The 21,935-nt window shown below is 59.2% G+C and carries 17 protein-coding genes, 2 tRNA genes and 1 pseudogene; 3 read left to right on the plus strand and 17 right to left on the minus strand.

All coding sequences use genetic code 11. The annotated features are described in order from the left end of the window. Positions 1 to 193: 193 nt before the first annotated feature. From dnaB to rnr, 7 genes are all read right to left on the minus strand, one after another. Positions 194 to 1,588, minus strand: a complete 1,395-nt coding sequence (gene dnaB / locus ACA064_RS29275; protein ID WP_150640431.1) for a replicative DNA helicase — start codon at positions 1,586 to 1,588, stop codon at positions 194 to 196. A 122-nt stretch (positions 1,589 to 1,710) separates the two neighbouring features. Continuing rightward, a complete protein-coding gene (rplI, locus tag ACA064_RS29280) occupies positions 1,711 to 2,157 on the minus strand; it encodes a 50S ribosomal protein L9 (protein ID WP_008157007.1) in 447 nt (148 codons plus the stop codon). 19 nt (positions 2,158 to 2,176) lie between these two features. After that, a complete protein-coding gene (locus ACA064_RS29285) occupies positions 2,177 to 3,070 on the minus strand; it encodes a hypothetical protein (RefSeq protein ID WP_497671210.1) in 894 nt (297 codons plus the stop codon). Positions 3,071 to 3,106: 36 nt separating this feature from the next. Then, positions 3,107 to 3,337 (minus strand): 30S ribosomal protein S18, encoded by a 231-nt coding sequence (gene rpsR, locus ACA064_RS29290; protein WP_002551829.1) that lies wholly within the window; start codon positions 3,335 to 3,337, stop codon positions 3,107 to 3,109. Between the two features lie 28 nt (positions 3,338 to 3,365). Beyond that, positions 3,366 to 3,791, minus strand: coding sequence for a 30S ribosomal protein S6 (gene rpsF, locus ACA064_RS29295; RefSeq protein WP_020299424.1), 426 nt, complete (start codon positions 3,789 to 3,791; stop codon positions 3,366 to 3,368). Between the two features lie 286 nt (positions 3,792 to 4,077). Next, complete coding sequence (rlmB, locus tag ACA064_RS29300; RefSeq protein WP_497671211.1) at positions 4,078 to 4,839, minus strand: 23S rRNA (guanosine(2251)-2'-O)-methyltransferase RlmB; 762 nt, start codon at positions 4,837 to 4,839, stop codon at positions 4,078 to 4,080. Then, positions 4,836 to 7,466, minus strand: coding sequence for a ribonuclease R (gene rnr, locus ACA064_RS29305; RefSeq protein ID WP_497671212.1), 2,631 nt, complete (start codon positions 7,464 to 7,466; stop codon positions 4,836 to 4,838). Before rnr ends, rlmB begins: the two co-directional genes overlap by 4 nt. A 225-nt stretch (positions 7,467 to 7,691) precedes the next feature. Between rnr and ACA064_RS29310 the strand changes: the two genes are divergently transcribed. The 3 genes and pseudogenes from ACA064_RS29310 to ACA064_RS29320 form a co-directional block, all read left to right on the plus strand. Continuing rightward, positions 7,692 to 7,778, plus strand: a tRNA-Leu gene (locus ACA064_RS29310). 167 nt (positions 7,779 to 7,945) lie between these two features. Beyond that, positions 7,946 to 8,032 (plus strand) — tRNA-Leu (locus tag ACA064_RS29315). Positions 8,033 to 8,440: 408 nt separating this feature from the next. Continuing rightward, positions 8,441 to 8,799: pseudogene (locus tag ACA064_RS29320) on the plus strand (ABC transporter permease subunit); the annotation flags it as partial. 114 nt (positions 8,800 to 8,913) lie between these two features. Here the strand turns inward: ACA064_RS29320 and ACA064_RS29325 are convergent. The 10 genes from ACA064_RS29325 to ACA064_RS29370 form a co-directional block, all read right to left on the minus strand. Then, on the minus strand, positions 8,914 to 10,848 hold the full coding sequence (locus ACA064_RS29325; RefSeq protein WP_497671213.1) for a methyl-accepting chemotaxis protein: 1,935 nt from the start codon (positions 10,846 to 10,848) through the stop codon (positions 8,914 to 8,916). Positions 10,849 to 10,986: 138 nt separating this feature from the next. Beyond that, positions 10,987 to 12,279, minus strand: a complete 1,293-nt coding sequence (locus ACA064_RS29330) for an adenylosuccinate synthase (protein WP_497671214.1) — start codon at positions 12,277 to 12,279, stop codon at positions 10,987 to 10,989. A gap of 54 nt (positions 12,280 to 12,333) precedes the next feature. Further along, on the minus strand, positions 12,334 to 13,521 hold the full coding sequence (locus tag ACA064_RS29335; protein ID WP_497671215.1) for an ATP phosphoribosyltransferase regulatory subunit: 1,188 nt from the start codon (positions 13,519 to 13,521) through the stop codon (positions 12,334 to 12,336). A 305-nt stretch (positions 13,522 to 13,826) separates the two neighbouring features. After that, complete coding sequence (hflC, locus tag ACA064_RS29340; RefSeq protein ID WP_150640439.1) at positions 13,827 to 14,696, minus strand: protease modulator HflC; 870 nt, start codon at positions 14,694 to 14,696, stop codon at positions 13,827 to 13,829. Then, a complete protein-coding gene (gene hflK, locus ACA064_RS29345; protein WP_497671216.1) occupies positions 14,696 to 15,868 on the minus strand; it encodes an FtsH protease activity modulator HflK in 1,173 nt (390 codons plus the stop codon). Before hflK ends, hflC begins: the two co-directional genes overlap by 1 nt. A 96-nt stretch (positions 15,869 to 15,964) precedes the next feature. Continuing rightward, the gene (hflX, locus tag ACA064_RS29350; RefSeq protein ID WP_497671217.1) at positions 15,965 to 17,266 is read right to left on the minus strand and encodes a ribosome rescue GTPase HflX; all 1,302 of its coding nucleotides are present in this window, start codon (positions 17,264 to 17,266) and stop codon (positions 15,965 to 15,967) included. A 12-nt stretch (positions 17,267 to 17,278) separates the two neighbouring features. Continuing rightward, a complete protein-coding gene (gene hfq / locus ACA064_RS29355; RefSeq protein WP_150640442.1) occupies positions 17,279 to 17,539 on the minus strand; it encodes an RNA chaperone Hfq in 261 nt (86 codons plus the stop codon). A gap of 98 nt (positions 17,540 to 17,637) precedes the next feature. Further along, positions 17,638 to 18,609 carry a tRNA (adenosine(37)-N6)-dimethylallyltransferase MiaA gene (gene miaA, locus ACA064_RS29360; protein WP_497671218.1) on the minus strand — a complete coding sequence of 324 codons (972 nt, stop codon included), beginning with the start codon at positions 18,607 to 18,609 and terminating at the stop codon, positions 17,638 to 17,640. Next, positions 18,609 to 20,507 carry a DNA mismatch repair endonuclease MutL gene (gene mutL / locus ACA064_RS29365; protein WP_497674351.1) on the minus strand — a complete coding sequence of 633 codons (1,899 nt, stop codon included), beginning with the start codon at positions 20,505 to 20,507 and terminating at the stop codon, positions 18,609 to 18,611. Before mutL ends, miaA begins: the two co-directional genes overlap by 1 nt. An 8-nt stretch (positions 20,508 to 20,515) precedes the next feature. Then, positions 20,516 to 21,928: an N-acetylmuramoyl-L-alanine amidase gene (locus ACA064_RS29370; protein ID WP_497671219.1), complete on the minus strand. Its 1,413-nt coding sequence runs from the start codon at positions 21,926 to 21,928 to the stop codon at positions 20,516 to 20,518. Positions 21,929 to 21,935: the final 7 nt, after the last annotated feature.

Genomic DNA, 21,935 nt, shown 5'->3' on the forward strand with positions numbered 1-21,935 from the left:
ACCAATTCCGACGGCTATGGTCGGAAATTATTGGCGACATCTGTGGCGAGGGGGCTTGCCCCCGTTGGGCAGCGAAGCGGCCCCAAAACCTGCAACCGAATTTTTTACAGGCAGATAGCATTCGCTGACTTTACGACTGCTTCGCAGCCGAGCGGGGCGATGCGGCGTTCCGACAAGCCCCCTCGCCACAAGGTTATTCGTCGTCGAAATTATAACTACCCGGCGCAAGGTTTTCGAAACGGGTGTATTTACCGATGAACGCCAGGCGAGTGGTGCCGATCGGACCGTTACGCTGTTTGCCGATGATGATCTCGGCGATGCCTTTGTGCTCGGTTTCCGGGTGATACACCTCGTCCCGATACACGAACATGATGACGTCGGCATCCTGCTCGATCGCTCCGGATTCCCGCAAGTCGGAGTTGATCGGGCGCTTGTTCGGACGTTGCTCCAGGGATCGGTTGAGCTGCGACAGAGCAACCACCGGGCAGTTGAATTCCTTGGCCAGGGCTTTCAACGAGCGGGAGATCTCGGAAATCTCGTTGGTCCGGTTATCGCCGCCGGAACCTGGAATCTGCATCAATTGCAGGTAGTCGATCATGATCAGGCCAACCTCGCCATGCTCACGCACCAGTCGACGCGTACGTGCACGCATCTCCGACGGGCTGATGCCGGCGGTGTCATCGATGAACAGCTTGCGATCGTTGAGCAAGTTGACTGCCGAGGTCAGGCGTGGCCAGTCATCATCTTCCAGGCGACCGGCACGGACCTTGGTCTGGTCGATCCGCCCCAGGGACGAAAGCATACGCATGATCAGCGATTCGCCTGGCATCTCCAGGGAGTAGACCAATACCGCCTTCTCGCTGCGCAGTACGGCGTTCTCCACCAGGTTCATGGCAAAGGTGGTCTTACCCATGGACGGACGGCCGGCGACGATGATCAAGTCCGACGGCTGCAGGCCGCTGGTCATCCCGTCGAGGTCGGTGTAACCGGTGGACAACCCAGTAATGGCGTTATCTGTGTTGAACAGCGTGTCGATACGGTCGATGGCCTTGGTCAACAGGTCGTTGACGCTCACCGGGCCGCCGGTTTTCGGCCGTGCTTCGGCGATCTGGAAGATCTGCCGTTCGGCTTCGTCCAGGATCTCGGCGGCGGAGCGACCTTCCGGGTTGAAGGCGCTGTCGGCGATTTCGGTGCTGATGCCGATCAGTTGCCGCAAGGTCGCTCGCTCGCGAACGATCTGCGCATAAGCCTTGATGTTGGCGACCGACGGGGTGTTTTTCGCCAGTTCGCCGAGGTAACCGAGGCCGCCGACTTGCGAGGTCTGACCTTCCTTGTCCAATTGCTCGGCAAGGGTCACGACGTCGATCGGCGAGTTCTGATCGGCCAGTTTGGCGATCGCACGGAAGATCAGGCGGTGGTCATGTCGATAGAAATCGCCATCGGAGACTTGATCGAGCACGCGTTCCCAGGCGTTGTTGTCCAGCATCAGACCACCGAGCACGGCCTGTTCGGCCTCGATGGAATGCGGCGGCACCTTCAGGGCAGCGGTTTGCAGATCATATTGCTCAGGAGCGGAGATATCGTTCATGGCCACTTGGATTCTGGTTATGAAAAGCGGGGGTTGCAGAAAGACAAAGGGCACGACCTGTAAACAGGATCGTGCCCGATGTTACCGGCAAGCACCCAAGGGTGCCAGCCGACAAGTGCTGCTTAAGCTGCTACCACGACAACGCGTACGGTGGCTTCAACTTCGGCGTGCAGGTGCACGGCTACGTCGAATTCGCCTACGTTGCGGATAGTGCCGTTCGGCAGACGAACTTCGCTTTTTGCAACTTCAACGCCAGAGGCGGTCAGTGCATCAGCGATGTCGTGGGTGCCGATCGAACCAAACAGCTTGCCTTCGTCACCGGCGGTGGCAGTGATAGTCACTTCCAGCTCAGCCAGTTGGGCAGCGCGGTTTTCAGCCGAAGTTTTACGGTCTGCTGCAGCTTTTTCCAGCTCAGCGCGACGCTCTTCGAACGCAGCCAGGTTGGCAGCGGTCGCAGCGGTAGCTTTGCCGTAAGGCAGCAGGTAGTTACGACCGTAACCAGCCTTAACGTTCACTTTGTCACCCAGGTTGCCCAGGTTGGTGACTTTTTCCAGAAGGATCAGTTGCATGTGAAAATCCTCTTAACTTTTAACCTTCACCGTTCGCGTTATCGGCGTCTTTCGGCGCAGAACGACCGCGAAAATCAATCAGGCTGTCGACAATGGCCAACACCACGAGTAACGGATAGAGCAGCTGCATAAATAGCAACAGCGTGACGTACAACCCCACCAGCCAGAATCTGGCCAGTCGCTTTTCAGCCACCAGCCCGTGAATCAGGGCTAGCCCGGCGAACACCAGCGGTACGCTGCACAACGGCGTCAACATGGCCATCTGCGAACCGAAATTCGGCCCCAGAAGCATGCACGCCAGCAGCAACATCGCCGGCCCCAGCGGGATTCGGATGGTGCGAAACTCGCGACCAAAACCACCCGGGTTGTACAACAACGCCTGCCAGTAGCGCCCAACAATCAGGCTCAGCACACTGACGATCTGCAACAAAGCCGCTATCAGGCCGGTCAGAATCGGTGCAATCAGTGCAGCCAGACGCGCTCGTTCTTCTACCGAAAACTGCTGGTAGAGATCACCGAGCGCCAGCGGCAGGATTTTTACCAACTCCTGCGCCAGGCTTTCGATCTGAGGGCGGTAAACCGCACCCAGCACCACTGAAAACACCAACCCCATCGCTATGCTGACCAGCAGCACGCGGTTCCAGGATTCACTTGCGCGCAAAACCAACGCAAGGCCCGATGATCCGAGCAACACCATAAGTGCGCGCGGGTCGTCGGAATAAAGCCACCAGATCAACGCCGGCAGCATTCCCAGAGCAAGGACGCCAAGAGCATCCTTCAATCCGCGCCGCAGGAGCACGAAGCTTCCCGCAGCAGCACCCAACCAATACAACATCGGCAATGCGGCACATCCAGCCACTACCAGAGTGGCCTGCATACGACCGCGCATGATGAACTCAGCTAAGGCGCGCATGCATTCAATCCCTTACTACGTGTCGACTGCCCGGTCTCAGCGGCCGTGGCTGTCGGTGTAGGCCAGCAGGGCCAGGAAGCGGGCGCGCTTGATAGCGGTGGCCAGCTGACGCTGATAACGAGCTTTGGTACCGGTGATGCGGCTTGGAACGATTTTGCCGGTCTCGGATACATATGCTTTCAGGGTGTTGAGATCTTTGTAATCGATCTCTTTCACGTCTTCAGCGGTGAAGCGGCAGAATTTACGACGACGGAAGAAACGTGCCATGTAATTGGCTCCTCAAAAGGTCCGTGGATTACTCGTCAGCGTTATCGCTGGCGTCGCTGTTATCGCTGTCATCGCCATCGGCGCTGTCAGAATGCTCAGGACGGTCACGACGCTCACGGCGCTCACTGCGGTTTTCTTCAGCCTTGAGCATCTCGGATTGGCCGGTAACGGCTTCTTCGCGACGGATGACCAGGTTACGGATCACTGCATCGTTGTAACGGAAGTTGTCTTCCAGCTCAGCCAGGGCTTTGCCAGTGCACTCAACGTTCAGCATCACGTAGTGAGCCTTGTGAACATTGTTGATTGCGTAGGCCAGTTGACGACGGCCCCAATCTTCCAGACGGTGGATTTTGCCGCCGTCTTCTTCGATCAGCTTGGTGTAACGCTCTACCATGCCGCCGACTTGCTCGCTTTGATCCGGGTGGACCAAAAAGATGATTTCGTAATGACGCATGAATGCTCCTTACGGGTTGTAGCCTGCCGCTCAAAAGCGGTCAGACAAGGAGTGAATGACACTGTGGACTTGCTTGCGATAGACACATGCGTGCCTGCCGTCATAGCAAGGGGCGCAATTGTAGAGAAGGGGCGAGAGCGACGCAAGGTGATTGGTGATTATTTGAACAATCGCATCGATCGCGAGCCGAACGACCGTAGGAGCTGCCGCAGGCTGCGATCTTTTGATCTTCTAAAAAGAAAAATCAAAAGATCGCAGCCTGCGGCAGCTCCTACAGAGAGGTGTGTCAGGACTTTTTGGCAGCCGCTTTAACACCGCGCTGACGCAGGGCTTCGAACAGGCAGACACCGGTCGCCACGGAAACGTTGAGACTGCTGACACTGCCAGCCATTGGCAGGCGCACCAGATAGTCGCAAAGATCGCGAGTCAGGCGACGCATCCCGCTACCCTCCGCGCCCATGATCAGGATGGTCGGGCCAGTCAGGTCCTGCTGATACAGATCCTGCTCAGCCTCGCCCGCCGTACCGACGACCCACAAGCCCCGCTGCTTGAGTTTTTCCAGGGTGCGCGCCAGGTTGGTCACGGCCACCAATGGAATCACTTCCGCCGCACCGCAGGCTACTTTTCGTACAGTCGGCGTCAGGGTTGCCGATTTGTCTTTCGGCACAATTACCGCCAAAGCGCCCGCCGCATCCGCCGAACGCAGGCAAGCGCCGAGGTTGTGCGGATCGGTCACGCCATCGAGCACCAGGATCAGTGGCGCGCCTTCAGTGCGATCGAGCAGTTCATCGAGCATCGCTTCGCCCCAGACCTGGCTCGGACTGACGTCCGCGACCACGCCCTGGTGCACGCCTTCGACCCAGGCATCCAGCTCACGCTTTTCGGCTTGGCCGACGGACACCCGGTTTTCGTTGGCCAGCTCAATCAACACCTGGACCCGCGGATCATTACGACCCTCAGCCAACCAGATCTGTTTGACCCGTTTCGGGTGATGGCGCAACAACGCTTCTACCGCATGTACGCCGTAGATCTTTTCCAACTGACTCATGACTTGGCCTTAGGTTTACGCACTCCGCCGCTTTTCGCGGCTGGAGCCGAGCCCGCTTTCGGCGGGCCTTTACGGTGTTTACTCGGTTTGGCTGGCTTGCCCGTCGCCTTGTCTGGCGTCGACTTGCCGGACTTTCCCGCAGACGGCGCTTTACCGCCGCTTTTCGCTTCAGACAGCAACGCCTGCTTCATTTCACGACTTTTACGCAGCTCGGCGTTTTTCGCCGCGGCGTCGCTAGGACGGTAAGCTTCGCCGGATTTTTTGTCTGCCGCGGTACGCCGCCCGGTTTTTGCCGTTGCCGGCTCAGGAACAGGTTTGGCCGCAGGCACATCGACACCCGCCGTACGTTTTTTGCGACCGATCGGCGCGCTGATGGTTTTTTCGGCCATCTCGAAGTCGATCTTGCGTTCGTCCAGGTCAACCCGCATGACCCGCACTTCCACGGTGTCGCCCAAACGGAAGCTGCGACCGGTACGTTCACCGGCCAGGCGGTGATGCACTGGATCGAAGTGGTAGTAGTCACCTGGCAAGGCGGTAACGTGCACCAGACCCTCGACATAGATATCGGTCAACTCGACGAACAAACCAAAACCGGTCACCGCGGTGATCACACCCGGGAACGACTCGCCGACGCGATCTTTCATGAACTCGCACTTCAGCCAGTTCACTACGTCGCGGGTCGCTTCATCGGCACGCCGCTCGCTCATCGAGCATTGCTCGCCGAGCTGCTCCAGCGCCGCTTCGTCGTACGGATAGATACGCGCTTTCGGAATGGTCATGGCACCGGCACGCTTGACGTGCGGAGTGTTCTGCTTGGAGTGGATGACGCTGCGGATCGCCCGGTGCGTGAGCAAATCCGGATAACGACGAATCGGCGAAGTGAAGTGGGTATAAGCGTCGTAGTTCAGGCCGAAGTGGCCTTGGTTATCGGCGCTATAAACCGCCTGGCTCAACGAGCGCAGCATGACGGTCTGGATCAGATGGAAATCCGGACGATCCTTGATGGTGGCGAGCAGTGCCTGGTAATCCTTCGGCGACGGACCGTCTTTGCCCTTGTGCAGCGATAGACCGAGCTCACCCAGAAACGCGCGAAGCTTTTCCAGACGTTCCGGCGGCGGACCGGCGTGAACCCGATACAACGCAGGGATTTCGTGCTTTTTCAGGAATTCAGCGGTGGCCACGTTGGCCGCCAGCATGCATTCCTCGATCAGCTTGTGCGCGTCGTTACGAACGGTCGGGGTGATTTCAGCGATTTTGCGCCCGGAACCGAAGATGATTCGGGTCTCCATGGTTTCAAAATCGATCGCACCACGGATATGCCGCGCACCGAGCAACACCTTGTACAGCGCATACAGCTGCTTGAGGTGCGGCACGACACCTGCGTATTCGCCGCGCAGTTGCTTGGCTTCGCTGGTTTTCGGCTGCTCGAGGATGGTGCTGACCTTGTTATAGGTCAGGCGCGCCTGGGAGTGGATCACCGCTTCGTAGAACTGGTAATCGGTCATCTCGCCGGTTTTCGAGATAGTCATCTCGCACACCATGGCCAACCGATCGACGTGCGGGTTCAGCGAACACAGGCCGTTGGACAGCTGCTCAGGCAGCATCGGTATCACGCGCTCGGGGAAATACACCGAGTTGCCACGGACCTGGGATTCGGTGTCAAGCGCCGAACCGATCTTCACATAACTGGAAACGTCGGCAATCGCCACGTACAACTTCCAGCCACCGGAGAACAGGCGCAGCTTGCCTGGCTTGGCTTCGCAGTAAACCGCGTCATCGAAGTCGCGAGCATCTTCACCGTCGATGGTGACGAATGGCAGATGGCGCAGATCGACGCGTTTCTCTTTGTCTTTCTCTTCGACTTCCGGCTTGAGCTTGGCGGCTTCTTTCAAGACCGCTTCAGGCCAGACGTGAGGAATATCGTATGTACGCAGCGCGACATCGATTTCCATGCCCGGCGCCATGTAGTTGCCCACCACTTCCACTACGTCGCCTTGCGGCTGGAAGCGCGGCGTTGGCCAGTGAGTAATCTTCACTTCGACGAACTGACCGACTTTGGCGCTGGCATTGCGACCCGGCGTGACCAGCACTTCTTGCTGGATCTTCGGATTGTCGGCAACGACGAAACCGATGCCGCCTTCTTCGTAGTACCGGCCAACGATGCTTTCGTGAGCACGGGTAACCACTTCGACGATCATGCCTTCACGGCGACCACGACGGTCCAGGCCGGAAACCCGGGCCAGCGCACGGTCACCGTCGAACACCAGGCGCATTTGCCCCGGGCTCATGAACAGGTCGTCACTGCCGTCGTCCGGGATCAGGAAACCAAAGCCATCGCGGTGACCGCTGATGCGACCGAGGATCAGATCGAGCTTGTCCACCGGCGCATAGGTGCCGCGACGGGTATAGATGAGTTGAGCATCGCGCTCCATGGCGCGCAGACGGCGACGCAGGGCTTCGAGCTGGTCTTCTGTGGTTAGACCGAACTCCTCCACCAACTGCTCGCGGTTAGCCGGCGAACCCCGATCAGCAAGATGCTTGAGGATCAGTTCGCGGCTAGGAATAGGGTTTTCGTATTTTTCCGCTTCACGAGCGGCCTCGGGGTCGAGGGACTGCCAATCGGCCATTAGAGAGTTTTCACCTTGTCTATATGCGGGTTAGTTTGGCATACGCGTATTGAAACGGGAAATTTCAGGCTCGGACAGCACCTTAAAAGCCCTTTGCCAAGCATAGAAAACCTAACTGAATGCCGCTCGCGAAATTTTCCAGGTATTTTTGATTACAGGGGTTTACAGTTAAAAAGGTGGTCCGTATAGTGCGCGCCATCGACGACGCAGACGCATGTCGATATTGCCCAGATGGTGAAATTGGTAGACACGCCAGCTTCAGGTGCTGGTGACCGCAAGGTCGTGGAAGTTCGAGTCTTCTTCTGGGCACCAATTCAAGAGCTGGAGATTACATCAATCTCCAGACTCTCACAAAAACCCGCGAAAGCGGGTTTTTGCATTCCAGGTATTTGATTTATTAAAACCAAAACAGGGGTTTACAGATCAAAACGCTCTCCGTATAGTGCGCCTCATCAACAGCGGACAACGCTGCTGATACTGCCCAGATGGTGAAATTGGTAGACACGCCAGCTTCAGGTGCTGGTGACCGCAAGGTCGTGGAAGTTCGAGTCTTCTTCTGGGCACCAATTCAAACTTCAGAGCGTTGCTTTGAAGCTTCACAAAAACCCGCGAAAGCGGGTTTTTGCGTTTCCGACTCCCAACATTTTCCCACCAAAGAGCAGAACCGCATTTGTGGCGAGGGGGCTTGTCGGAACGCCGCATCGCCCCGCTCGGCTGCGCAGCAGTCGTAAAGTCGGTGAGCGTGGAGTGCCTGATACAAAGCGTTTACAGGCTTTAGGGCCGCTACGCGGCCCAGCGGGGGCAAGCCCCCTCGCCACAGACTCTGCGCTCATCCCACCTAGCAAATATTCCAAGCCCCACCCCGCCGGGCGCACATGAGAAACGATATCGCTTATCAATGTAACAATATATTTCAATGCGCCAGTGAGGAACCCTGCGAATGTTTCGAAACACCCTGCGTCGCGGCCTGACCACTGTTTCTGCCGCTGGCTCAGGCGCCGATCTGCACTGCCCTGAATAAGGCTGCACCGCAATTGGAAGGGCTGCGCGAACCCTCGGCGCATCGTCCTTCAGCGCCTTTGTCCGGGTAACCCTGCCGATCATCTTCCCGGCGCTAGGGGCCGCCTTTGCCTTGGTGTTTCTGGATGCGATGAAGGAGCTGACGGCGACCCTGCTGCTGAGCCCGACCGGGCTCAACACCCTGGCGACGGAAGTCTGGGCGCATACCGCAAATGTGGAGTTTGCGGCGGCGGCGCCCTATGCGGCGTTGTTGATTCTGGTGTCGGGGTTGCCGGTTTATCTGCTGACGACTCGGATGTATTTGAGTCGCTGAATACGCCAAGATCGCAGCCTGCGGCAGCTCCTACGCCGACCGAGTACACCCGCAGCATTGTGGATGCACTCAAATTGTAGGAGCTGCCGATAGGCTGCGATCTTTTTGAGCCTCTTAGGCCCTGAACTGCCCCAGACTGGCTTTCAACTGCGCCGCCAGCCCATCCAGCACCTTGCCGCTGGCTGTGGTTTCCACCACCGCCTGAGCCGCCCGCTCAGCCTGGGCATGGATGGTTTCTACCCGCCCACGCACCGCATGCGCGCCTTGTGCCTGATGGGCGGCCGCCTGGGTCGCCAGACCAATCGCCGCATGCACCTGCTCGACCGAGGCCTGCACCGACTGCTGCAGCCGTGCACTGTCGCGCAACACCAACAAACCTTCGCTGGCCTGCCGACCTGCCTGGCCAATCGCCGCTACCGCTTCACGGGCGCCTTGCTGCAAGGCGCCGATATGCGCCTGGATGTCGCCGGTAGAGCTTTGGGTCTTGCTCGCCAGTGCCCGCACTTCATCGGCCACCACGGCAAAGCCACGCCCGGTTTCACCGGCACGGGCCGCTTCGATGGCTGCGTTCAGCGCCAACAGGTTAGTCTGCTCGGCAATTCCGTGAATCACCGTAAGCACCACTTCGATCTGCTCACTTTGTTGCGCCAGCCGCTCGATCACTTTGGCGCCGCTATCCACCTGCCCGGCCAAGGCTTCGATCAGACTTCCGACCTGAGCCGAGGTACGGGTGCTCTCGTCGGTCGCCTGACGGATATCCACCACCTGCTGCAGGGCTGCCTGCATGGCATGGCTTTCGGCCTGCGCTTCATCGGCCATCTGCGACAGCGCGCGAAGGCTCTCGGCCACCTCGTCACGCTGCGCCGCTGCCGCCGCATCGGCACCGGCATTGCGCAAGGTCATGGCGCCGATTTCCACGCCCGTACGCTGCGCCACATCGCCCGCCTCGCGAATGATCGGCTGCAACTTGTCGACAAACCGATTGACCGCCGAGGCCATCTCACCAATCTCGTCCTTGCTGTTGAGCTGGACGCGCTTGGTCAAATCGCCTTCACCAGCGGCCAGATCATTCAGCGCCGCGATCAGTAGATGCAACCTGTTGACCACCCGACGCCCCAGCACCACCGCCAGCAACAGCAGGACACCAAAGCCGACCAGCGCCAGGCCCATGCCAATCCGCCAGCGCAAGGTTGCCGCAGCCTCCTGCACAGTGCTGGTGGTGTTGTCTTTCATGTCGGAGGCGGTGGCTTGCGCCGACTGCAAGCGCGCCTGCATGGTCGTGGCGCTGTCAGCCGCTGCACCTTTGAGGCTGTCGCCCACCAGTTGATCACCGCTGGCGATCAAGGCCGAGAAGCGCTTGTCCAGCGCCGCCAGATCGGTTTCCACCGACGCGGTGGAGACACCCATCAAGACCTTGCCGATTTCCACGCCATTAGGGTTGATCGAGGCTTCGAGGTAGTAGACCGAAGGATCGTTTTTCGCCGCATCGAGGATTTTATCCATTGCGCGATCGCCCTGGCCTTTTTCCAGCAACGCCTTGTTAACCGGGTTCTCCCGATTCATATAGCGAGTCAGGTGCTGCCCAGTGGCGTCGTCATACACCACGAACAGCACGTTGGGATTGCGTTGGGCACGTCGCGCGAACTCGGAAAGGGTCGGCACATCACTGTCCCACATAGCCCGCGGGGCCACGGAAGCCAGCAGCTGGGCCATGTCATTGGCCGAGTCCTTCAGACCCTTTTCCAGCGTCGCGCGCAATTGTGCTTGCTCGTCTTGCAGCCGCGAGGACAACCCTGCGGTAAGCCGTTGACGGGTACTGGCAGACAGGCTGTCGAGACTCGACGTAACTTCACGTCCCGCTTGCTCGAGTTCGCCGGCGAGTTTTTGACTATCGACCCCCAGGCTATTGCCGAGATCGGCTTCCAGTGCGGTCACCGTGCTCCGGGTCAGAGCGACGGCCACCAGTACCTGCACTAAAAGGGCGATACCAAGGGTAACGAACACAGGCCGCAATAAACGGCTTTGTAACAGTGAGAGAACGGCCGACACGGGAAATCCCTCTGCTAGGACGCCATTAAATTGATGGCAGCCAGGAAAAGGGAATCACAGCAAGGGTCGTGCCGTTTGACCGACAGAAACGAAAAAGGGCCCCGAGAAGGGCCCTTTGTCTTTTACATCAACGACTTATTAAGCGAACGGATGGCGCAGAACGATGGTCTCGTTGCGGTCCGGGCCCGTCGAAATAATGTCGATCGGCGCGCCGACCAATTCTTCGACGCGCTTGATGTAGTTGCGAGCAGCCTGAGGCAGCTCTTCCAGGGTCTTGGCGCCGAGGGTCGACTCGGTCCAGCCCGGCATTTCTTCGTATACCGGTTCCAGGCCGATGTAGCTGTCGGCGTCGGTCGGTGCGTCGATCACCGCACCATCCTGGTTCTTGTAGCCCACGCAGATATTGATGGTCTCAAGACCGTCGAGCACGTCGAGCTTGGTCAGGCACAGGCCGGAGATGCTGTTCACATCGATAGCGCGACGCAGGATCACAGCATCGAACCAGCCACAACGACGGGCACGGCCGGTGGTAGCGCCAAACTCGTGGCCACGCTTGGCCAGGAATGCACCGATGTCATCGAACAGCTCGGTAGGGAACGGACCCGAGCCCACGCGAGTGGTGTATGCCTTGGTGATACCGAGGATGTAATCCAGGTACATCGGACCAAAACCCGAACCGGTAGCGATGCCGCCAGCAGTGGTGTTGGAGCTGGTGACGTACGGGTAGGTACCGTGGTCGATGTCCAGCAAGGAGCCTTGGGCGCCTTCGAACATAATGTCTTTGCCAGCGCGACGCAGATCATGCAGTTCGGCGGTGACGTCGAGCATCATCGGCTTGAGCAGCTCGGCGTATTCCATGCACTCGTCGAGCGTTTTCTGGAAATCGATCGCCGGTTCTTTGTAGTAATTGACCAGTACGAAGTTGTGGTAATCCAGCAACTCGCCCAGCTTGGCGGCGAAACGCTCGCGGTGAAACAGGTCGCCAATACGCAGACCGCGACGTGCAACCTTGTCTTCGTACGCCGGGCCGATGCCGCGACCGGTGGTGCCGATCTTCAGTTCGCCGCGGGCTTTCTCACGGGCCTGGTCCAGCGCCACGTGGTAGGAGAGGATCAACGGGCAGGACGGGCTGATACGCAGACGCTCGCGCACCGGTACACCCTTCTCTTCCAGCTTGATGATTTCACGCAGCAAGGCGTCTGGTGCAACCACTACACCGTTACCGATCAGGCACTGCACGCCATCGCGCAGCACGCCCGACGGGATCAGGTGCAAGACAGTTTTCTCGCCATCGATCACCAGCGTGTGACCGGCGTTGTGGCCACCTTGATAGCGCACTACCGCGGCAGCATGTTCGGTCAGCAGATCAACGATCTTGCCTTTGCCCTCATCACCCCATTGGGTGCCCAGGACTACGACATTCTTACCCATAACACTTGTCCTCATTCGCGCAAACTTGGTGCCGGCAACGGCCGGCAGGAAAACTCAAGAAGCCAGCGGCAATATTTGCCAAAGCCCGTTCTGCTGAATCAATTGCCGGTCGCAGTCCGCTTCACGGGCGGCGGCCAAAGGTTGCCCAGGCAACGCCTGAACGACACGCTGACCCTCACTGCGCAACTGACAAACCTGCTGCCAGAGTGCTGCGTCCGTACTGTCAGGCATCCAGATACCGCCAGACGGTAGCTCGACTTCAGCACGCCCCAGGGTCACCAGGGTTTTCAAATCGGTAGAGAAACCAGTCGCCGGACGGGCACGACCGAAGTCGGCGCCGATGTCGTCATAACGACCGCCCTGAGCGATGGACTGGCCAACCCCCGGTACGAATACCGCGAACACCACACCGGTGTGGTAGTGGTAACCGCGCAACTCACCCAGGTCGAAGTACAGCGGCAACTCGGGGAAACGTGCGGACAATCGCTCGGCAATTGCCAGCAAATCGTCCAGCGCCGCCAATACTGGAGCCGGCGCATTGGCCAAACGCTCGCGGGCAGCGGGCAGTACTTCACGACCGCCGCACAGATCGACCAAAGCTCGCAGCATGCCCGACAAATCGGCGGGCAGGCCTTCGGTCAAGGTAATGACCTCATCGATCGCCTTGCGTTGCAGGGCGTCGAACAATTGTTGTTCTACTTCACCGGACAAACCGGCGGCACGGGCCAGGCCGCGATAGATGCCGACATGACCGAGGTCCATGTGCACATCCGGAACGTCGGCCAGTTGCAGCATAGCCAGCATCAGGCTGATGACTTCAACGTCGCTGCTCGGACTGGCATCGCCATACAACTCGGCACCCAGCTGGATCGGGCTGCGCGAGGACGACAAGGCGCGCGGCTGTGCATGCAGAACGCTGCCGGCATAGCACAGACGGCTCGGCCCTTCGCGACGCAGGGTGTGCGCATCGATGCGAGCCACTTGCGGCGTGATGTCGGCACGAAACCCCATCTGCCGGCCCGATTGCGGGTCGATCACCTTGAAGGTACGCAGATCGAGGTCCTGGCCCGCGCCGGTCAGCAGGGATTCCAGGTACTCGATATGAGGAGTCACGACGAACTCGTAACCCCAGCTCTGGAACAGATCCAACACCTGACGACGCGCTACTTCAATGCGCGCTGCTTCTGGTGGCAGTACTTCTTCGATGCCATCTGGCAGCAGCCAGCGGTCTACCGTTGCCATTACACCATTCCCCTATGATCCGGGCGGCAAGCCCTCGGGCAAGCCTTGAGTGAAGCAGAAAATGGTTACCTCCCGCGCATGAACAACGGGACGAACAGCCTGAAATCGGCTTCGCCAACCACTTTCCTCGAAAAAACTGTCGAGTCATTCAACTCGACGCCGTGCAATAAAAAACAGCAATCAAACATGCAGACGCAAAAAAGCCGGGAATTTCCCGGCTGCCGCATCATACACCCGTTTTCCCAAAGGATCACCCCGCCAAGCGCTTTAGCCGCTCGACGGGGTGTTGCCGGATGAGTACTGAATCAAGGCTTGGGCTTTTCCAGATAACGGAAGAAGTCGCTGCTTGGGTCCAGAACCATGACGTCGGTTTTGTTCGCGAAGCTTTCACGGTAGGCGCGCAGGCTACGGTAGAACGCGTAGAACTCCTGATCCTGACCGTAGGCCTTGGAATAGATCGAAGCGGCTTGGGCGTCGCCATCACCGCGAGCCTCTTCCGACTCGCGATAAGCCTCAGCCAGCAGCACGCGACGCTGACGATCGGCGTCGGCACGAATGCCTTCTGCCAGCTCGTTACCTTTGGCGCGATGCTCGCGAGCCTCACGCTCACGCTCGGTGCTCATACGTTCGAACACACTGCGGTTCACTTCCTTCGGCAGATCGATGGCCTTGACCCGAACATCGATCACTTCGATGCCCAGTTCCTTGTTGGCCATTTTGTTCAGCGAAGCCGTGATATCCGACATCAGCGCGTCACGTTCACCGGAAACCACTTCATGCAGGGTGCGTTTACCAAACTGGTCACGCAGGCCCGATTCCAGACGACGCGAAAGGCGTTCGTCAGCAATCTGCTTGAGACCGGAAGTCGCGGTGTAGAAGCGCTCGGCATCTTTCACCCGCCACTTGGCGTAGGCATCGACCATGACGGCTTTCTTTTCCAGCGTCAGGAAGCGCTGTGTCGGTGCATCCAGCGTCATCAGGCGCGCGTCGAACTTACGCACCTTGTTGACGTAAGGCACTTTCACATGCAGGCCCGGTTGAACGTCAGCCTGGACCACTCGACCGAACTGCAGCAACACCGCACGCTCGGTCTGAGCCACGATATAGAAGCAGTTCCAGGCAGCGATGGCCACGACGACGCCGACAATAAGGGCGATCAGCGATTTATTGCTCATCAGCGACTCTCCCTGGAACGCGTTGGCTGTTGCTGCGAATCCGCTGCGCTGCGCGTGCTCACATCGGTGCCGCCCACTGCTGCCGCGCCGGTTACCGGCGCAGTGCCGCTACGGCCACTATCGATCATCTTGTCCAGCGGCAGGTAAAGCAGATTGCTCTGGCCATTCTTGTTGCCGCTCACAAGCACCTTGCTGGTGTTGCTGAAGACTTCCTGCATGGTGTCCAGGTACAGACGCTCACGGGTGACTTCAGGGGCTTTGCGATACTCGGCCACCAGCTTGGTGAAGCGATCGGCCTCACCCTTGGCACGGGAGACGACTTCGTCGCGATAACCGTTGGCATCCTCAAGGATACGCTGGGCCTGACCACGGGCTTCCGGCACGACGCCGTTGGCGTAGGTTTCAGCCTGGTTACGCGAACGCTGCTCATCTTCACGAGCGCGGATCACGTCATCGAAGGCTTCCTGGACTTCACGCGGTGCAGCTGCGCTCTGAACGTTGACCTGAGTGACGGTGATACCGGTGCGATAGGTATCGAGGAAGCGTTGCAGACGCTCCTTGATCTCGCTGGCCATCAGTTCACGACCTTCGGTCAGCACCTGATCCATCGCGGTGGAACCCACCACGTGGCGCAAGGCACTCTCGGTCGCGTGCTGCAGGCTGATTTCCGGTTGATCGACGTTCAGCACGAAGTCCTGCAGGTTGCTGATCTTGTACTGCACGGTCAGCGGCACTTCGACGATGTTTTCGTCTTCAGTCAGCATTTGACCCTGCTTGGTATACGCACGCTCACGCGTGACGTTTTCCATGTACTTGCGATCGATCGGCGGGAAGTAGATGTTCAGGCCCGGACCGACGGTTTCGTAGTATTTGCCGAAGCGCAGCACCACGGCCTGCTCCTGCTCGTCGACTACGTAAACCGCGCTGTACAGCCAGACAGCCGCGAGCACGACAAGGCCGATGCCGAGCAAGCCGTAACCACCGCCCTTGCCCGAACCACCACCGTCGTCACCACGTTTTTTACCACCACCGAACAACCCATTCAGGCTTTCCTGTAGCTTTCGGAAGGCCTCGTCGAGATCTGGTGGCCCCTTGCGGTCGCCGTTATTACGGCGCTTACCACCCCAAGGATCCTGATTATTCGAGTTGCCACCCGGCTCATTCCAAGCCATAGCGCTCTCCATCTGATAAAGCAAAGACGCACCCACGGCGCGCCGACCAATGCTACAGAATGCCTGCCACAGCGGCACAACCGCTTTTTCAGGCTTTTATTGCAAAGTGTGTTGTTCGATGAATTCCAGCGGCTGCAGACCTTCGCGGCTCACCAGTCGATTCAACTCGACCCGTGGCAAGCGAACAGCCAGCAAACTGATGCCGTCTTCGTCGTGTTCTTCCTTCTGAACTGCGCCCAAGGCGAAGAACTGAGCGCGCAGTCGAGCAAAACGCTGCGGCAAGCGCAAGGTGCCAACGAATAAATCATCGCCAAGCAACTCTGCGACAGCCTGTTTAAGCAAGTCCAGTCCCGTACCGTCCCGCGCCGATAACCAGACCCGCTGCGGTTTGCCGTCGGCATCACGCTGGATTTGCGGCTCCACGCCCTCGAGCAAATCGAGTTTGTTATAGACCTCCAGAATCGGCAAGTCTTGAGCACCGATCTCGCCCAGCACCACCATGACCTGTTCAATCTGCGCCATACGTTCCGGCTCATGGGCATCAATCACATGCAGCAACAGGTCGGAGTTGCTCGACTCCTCGAGCGTAGCCCGGAAAGCCTCGACCAGTTTGTGCGGCAAGTGACGGATGAAACCCACGGTATCGGCCAGTACGATCGGACCCAGGTCGTCGAGTTCGAGACGGCGCAGGGTCGGGTCGAGCGTGGCGAACAGCTGATTGGCCGCGAAGACGTCGGAGTCGGTCACCGAGTTGAACAGCGTCGATTTGCCGGCGTTGGTATAACCTACCAGTGAAACCGTCGGGATGTCGGCACGTTTGCGGCCGCGACGCGACTGCTCACGCTGACTGCGGACCTTTTCCAGTCGCCCCTTGATCTGCCGCAGGCGGACCCGCAAAAGACGCCGGTCGGTTTCGAGCTGGGTTTCACCCGGGCCGCGCAGACCGATACCGCCTTTCTGCCGCTCAAGGTGAGTCCAGCCGCGAACCAGTCGCGTACTCATGTAGTCAAGCTGGGCCAGTTCGACCTGGAGCTTGCCTTCATGGGTGCGGGCGCGCTGGGCGAAGATATCGAGGATCAAGCCCGTACGGTCAATCACGCGACACTCGAAAACACGCTCGAGGTTACGTTCCTGACTGGGCGTGAGGACGTGATTGAAAATCACCAGATCTACCTGCTCGGCTTTGACCAGGTCGCGTAATTCTTCGACCTTGCCACTGCCAATCAGGTATTTGGCGGTTGGCCGATGACGCGGCACGTTAAAAAACGCGACGGTCTCGGCGCCAGCCGATATGGCCAACTCCTGAAACTCCTGCGGATCTTCGCGCGCCTCAGGGTCCTGACCATCCAAGTGAACGAGAATTGTCCGCTCACCACCACCGTGGCGCTCAAAGAACAAAGGAGACTCCTATCAGGCGTTACCTGGCTCAGCGTCCGCTTGTTCGGTTTCGGTTGCGCTAGGCAGACGAATTGGACGAACCGGCACTACTGTCGAGATAGCATGTTTGTAGACCATCTGGCTAACGGTGTTCTTCAGCAGGATCACGAACTGGTCGAAAGACTCGATCTGACCTTGCAGCTTGATCCCGTTGACCAGATAGATAGAAACCCCAACTTTCTCTTTACGTAAAGTATTCAGGTAAGGGTCTTGTAGCGAATGCCCTTTTGACATGTGCCGCACTCCTTTAAGGATCAATAAATAAAAATATTAGAAAAACAAATGGCTTAGGCCGTCACACCCCCAAAAGGATAGACGGCAATTGCAAGGACTCAGCTCAATATGGAGACCGTTCCCAGGTATTTCAAGGCGCGCGGCAGATTGTCGCAGTCCAGGCTGTCCAGCCAATGCAGGTCAGCCCAGCTGCGTAGCCAGGTGAACTGTCGCTTCGCCAATTGGCGCGTGGCAATAATTCCACGCTCCTGCATCTCGGCTGACGTCAGCTTGCCATCCAGATGATCCCAGACTTGTCGGTAGCCTACAGCACGTATAGACGGCAACCCGATATGCAGGTCACTTCTAGTACGCAGAGCTACGACCTCATCAATGAATCCCTGTTCCAACATTTGTGTGAATCTTTGTGCAATTCGCTCGTGCAGTACCTGACGGTTCGCTGGAGCGATGGCCAAGTTCGCGACAGTATAGGGCAATTGTCCACGTCCCGAAGCGGCTGCTTCAGTACTTTGCGCAGATTGTCGCTGCCGAAGGGCCGTCATGCTCAGGCCGCTGACTCGATAAACTTCCAGCGCCCGGCTCAATCGCTGTGGATCATTGGGGTGAATTCTCGCCGCCGATTCCGGGTCGATCACCGCCAACTGATCGTGCAGAGCCTGCCAACCAAGGCGTGCAGCCTCTTCCTCGATCTCTGCGCGCACCTGCGGATCGGCCGCAGGCATATCCGCCAGACCTTCGAGCAAAGCCTTGTAATAAAGCATCGTGCCGCCCACCAGCAGCGGAATATTGCCGCGTGCGGTGATGTCCGCCATGGCTGCCAGGGCATCGCGGCGGAAATCAGCCGCTGAATAGCTCTGCGCCGGATCGAGAATATCGATCAATCGATGGGGGAACTCGGCCAACAGCGCTTTCGAAGGCTTGGCGGTGCCAATGTCCATGCCGCGGTAGACCAGCGCCGAATCGACGCTGATCAGCTCACAGGGCAGCACTTTGCTCAGTTCGATGGCCAGATCGGTCTTGCCGGCGGCCGTCGGCCCCATCAGGAATATCGCGGGAGGGAGCTGGCTCATCAACGACCGCGCAAGAACAGTTTGTCCAGATCGTCCAGGCCCATTTGGGTCCAGGTCGGTCGGCCATGGTTGCATTGACCGCTACGCTCGGTGTTTTCCATATCGCGCAGCAAACCGTTCATTTCCGGCAGGGCCAGCCGCCGGTTGGCGCGAATCGCGCCATGGCAGGCCATGGTTCCGAGCAACTCGTTCAGATGCGCCTGAATCCGGTCACTGGTGCCGTACTCCATCAGGTCCGCGAGGACGTCATGCACCAGGCGATTGGCCTCGGCCTGCTTCAACAGCGCCGGTATCTGCCGGATCGCGAGGGTTTCCGGACCCAGCCGCTGCAACTCGAAACCGAGCCGCTGGAACCAGCTCATATGTTCTTCGGCGCAGTCCGCTTCACGCTGGCTGACCGCAATCGACTCCGGCACCAGCAACGGCTGGCCACTCAAGCCTTCGCTGGCCATCGCAACTTTCAGCCGCTCATACATGATCCGCTCGTGGGCTGCGTGCATATCCACCAGCACCAGCCCCTGAGCGTTCTCCGAGAGGATATAGATGCCTTTAAGCTGTGCCAGCGCATAGCCCAGGGGCGGAATATCGCCCTGGCCGTCCGGAAGCGCTGCCGCCGCGTTTTCTGGCAAAGGTGCGTAAAACTCGCGATAAGCGCTCTGGGCTTCGGCCACCGGCACGGTCGATTGTGGCCGTGGCGTGTACTGGTACTGATAACCCGCGCCGGCACCGGAACCCGGCGCGCTGAACGTCGGTTGCGGCTGCGGCTGCTCCAGCAGCAGGTTGGCCGCCAGACGCATTTCGCCCTGCGGGCCGAACTCGCCGGCCTCAATACCTGTAGGGCGGGCCATACCGGCAACCGCAACGGGTGCAGCCAGATGGTCTTCCGGACGCACGTCGCCCAAGGCGCGGTGCAAGGTGCCATAAAGGAAATCGTGAACCATGCGCCCGTCACGGAAGCGTACTTCGTGCTTGGTCGGGTGCACGTTGACGTCGACTACCGCCGGATCAACTTCGAAAAACAGGACGAAGGTTGGATGCCGCCCGTTGAACAACACGTCGCGGTAAGCCTGGCGCACCGCGTGGGCGACCAGCTTGTCGCGTACTGCCCGACCGTTGACGTAGAAATACTGCAAATCCGCCTGGCTGCGAGAGAACGTCGGCAGGCCCACCCAACCCCACAGATGCAGGCCGTTGCGCTCGACCTCGATCGGCAGTGCCTGCTCGAGGAACCCGGCACCGCAAACCGCCGCCACGCGCCGGGCGCGAGCTGCGTCGTCGTGGGCTTCGTGCAGGCTGAGGATGGTCTTGCCGTTGTGGCGCAAGTGGAACGCCACATCGAAACGCGCCAACGCCAGGCGCTTGATCACTTCTTGCAGGTGATCGAACTCGGTTTTTTCGGCCTTGAGGAATTTGCGCCGTGCCGGGGTGTTGAAAAAAAGATCGCGTACTTCCACCGAAGTGCCCACTGGATGGGCCGCCGGCTGGACCCGGGGCGCCATGTCACGGCCTTCGGTCTCGACTTGCCAGGCTTGGTCGGCATCGCGAGTGCGGGAGGTCAGGGTCAGGCGCGCAACGGAACTGATGGAGGCCAGTGCTTCTCCGCGGAACCCCAGGCTCATCACCCGCTCGAGGTCTTCCAGGTCGCGGATCTTGCTGGTGGCATGTCGCGCCAGTGCCAGCGGCAGGTCATCGGAAGAGATGCCGCTACCATCGTCACGCACTCGCAGCAGCTTGACCCCGGCCTGCTCGACATCAACATCGATACGCTTGGCACCGGAATCCAGGCTGTTTTCCAACAGTTCCTTGATCACCGAAGCCGGGCGCTCGACCACCTCACCGGCGGCAATCTGGTTCGCCAGCCGTGGGCTGAGCAGCTCGATACGAGCGCCGCTGATCATTGCTTCGCTCATTCCTTGACCGCCAGTTCCGTGCTCGGAATATTCAGGGTCTGCCCGATTTTCAACTCATCGTTCTTCAGGTTATTGGCGCTGCGTAGCGCTGCCGGAGAGACTTGATAGCGCACTGCGATCATCGCCAGCGTCTCACCCGGGTTCACCCGGTGATCACGCGGGCCCTGGGCAATCTTGCCGGAATCGCGCAGCCAGGCAATGTAGGTGCCCGGCGGCGGATTTTGCTGGAAGAACTGCCGCACACCACTGCTGATGGACCGAGCCAACGCTTGTTGGTGGTTGGCCGCCGCCAGTTTCGAAGCTTCGTTGGCGTTGGAGATAAACCCGGTTTCCACGAGGATCGACGGAATATCCGGAGATTTCAGCACCATGAACCCGGCCTGCTCGACGCGCTGCTTGTGCAACGGCGTGACCCGGCCAATGTTGCTCAGCACTTTCTGGCCGACGTTCAAGCTTGAAGTCAGCGAAGCAGTCATCGACAAATCCAGCAACACACCAGCAAGCATCCGGTCCTTGTCATCGAGGCTGACATTGCCGGCGCCGCCGATCAGGTCGGAGCGGTTTTCACTGTCGGCCAGCCAACGAGCAGTCTCCGAAGTGGCTCCGCGGTCGGACAGGGCGAACACCGAAGCGCCAAAAGCCGCGGCGGACGGTGCCGCATCGGCGTGGATCGACACGAACAAGTCAGCACCCTTTTTGCGGGCAATCTCGGTACGACCGCGCAATGGAATGAAATAGTCGCCAGTGCGGGTCAGCTCGGCGCGAAAGCCTTTCATGCCGTTGACCTGGCGCTGCAACTCCCTGGAGATCGCCAGGACCACGTCTTTTTCCTTCTGACCACGGGAGCCGGAAGCCCCCGGATCTTCGCCGCCGTGACCGGCATCGATCACCACGACAATGTCACGCTTGCCGGCCGGTGCTGGCGGCAACTTGACCGTTGGTTCCACCGGAGTCACGGGTACCACAGGCACCGTGGCGACATTGGTCGGCGGTGGGATCGGCGCAGCATCGGCGGGATTGTCGAACAGATCGACCACCAACCGGTTGCCGTACTGTGCATTCGGCGCCAGGGTGAAGCTCTTCGGAGTGACGGCCTGTTTCAGGTCGATGACCACCCGCAGGTCGGTCGGCGTGCGCTGGGCCGAGCGCATGGAGGTAATCGGGGTGTTGGCTGAGGAGACATTCAGCGGGCCGCCAAGGGTCGCGCCATTGATGTCGATGACCAGACGGTCCGGTGCCGTAAGGGTAAAAACGCTGTGCTGGACGGGACCGGTGAGGTCGAACACCAGTCGCGTGTTATCCGGTGCGCGCCACAGGCGTACGCTGCGGACCTGTGTCGCAGCCACAGCGTCGACGGCCAGTGCCGTAAGCAATAGTCCTACGACAGCAACCAACGCGCGAAAGCGCATACCTAAC

Source organism: Pseudomonas sp. LBUM1658, assembly GCF_059716055.1.

Coding starts and splice junctions, on each gene's coding strand:
- hflC (WP_150640439.1), bottom strand. CDS start 14,696: ATGAGCAATAAATCGCTGATCGCCCTTATTGTCGGCGTCGTCGTGGCC.
- rplI (WP_008157007.1), bottom strand. CDS start 2,157: ATGCAACTGATCCTTCTGGAAAAAGTCACCAACCTGGGCAACCTGGGT.
- rnr (WP_497671212.1), bottom strand. CDS start 7,466: ATGGCCGATTGGCAGTCCCTCGACCCCGAGGCCGCTCGTGAAGCGGAA.
- rlmB (WP_497671211.1), bottom strand. CDS start 4,839: ATGAGTCAGTTGGAAAAGATCTACGGCGTACATGCGGTAGAAGCGTTG.
- ACA064_RS29330 (WP_497671214.1), bottom strand. CDS start 12,279: ATGGGTAAGAATGTCGTAGTCCTGGGCACCCAATGGGGTGATGAGGGC.
- ACA064_RS29370 (WP_497671219.1), bottom strand. CDS start 21,928: ATGCGCTTTCGCGCGTTGGTTGCTGTCGTAGGACTATTGCTTACGGCA.
- rpsR (WP_002551829.1), bottom strand. CDS start 3,337: ATGGCACGTTTCTTCCGTCGTCGTAAATTCTGCCGCTTCACCGCTGAA.
- miaA (WP_497671218.1), bottom strand. CDS start 18,609: ATGAGCCAGCTCCCTCCCGCGATATTCCTGATGGGGCCGACGGCCGCC.
- mutL (WP_497674351.1), bottom strand. CDS start 20,507: ATGATCAGCGGCGCTCGTATCGAGCTGCTCAGCCCACGGCTGGCGAAC.
- ACA064_RS29285 (WP_497671210.1), bottom strand. CDS start 3,070: ATGCGCGCCTTAGCTGAGTTCATCATGCGCGGTCGTATGCAGGCCACT.
- dnaB (WP_150640431.1), bottom strand. CDS start 1,588: ATGAACGATATCTCCGCTCCTGAGCAATATGATCTGCAAACCGCTGCC.
- ACA064_RS29335 (WP_497671215.1), bottom strand. CDS start 13,521: ATGGCAACGGTAGACCGCTGGCTGCTGCCAGATGGCATCGAAGAAGTA.
- hfq (WP_150640442.1), bottom strand. CDS start 17,539: ATGTCAAAAGGGCATTCGCTACAAGACCCTTACCTGAATACTTTACGT.
- hflK (WP_497671216.1), bottom strand. CDS start 15,868: ATGGCTTGGAATGAGCCGGGTGGCAACTCGAATAATCAGGATCCTTGG.
- rpsF (WP_020299424.1), bottom strand. CDS start 3,791: ATGCGTCATTACGAAATCATCTTTTTGGTCCACCCGGATCAAAGCGAG.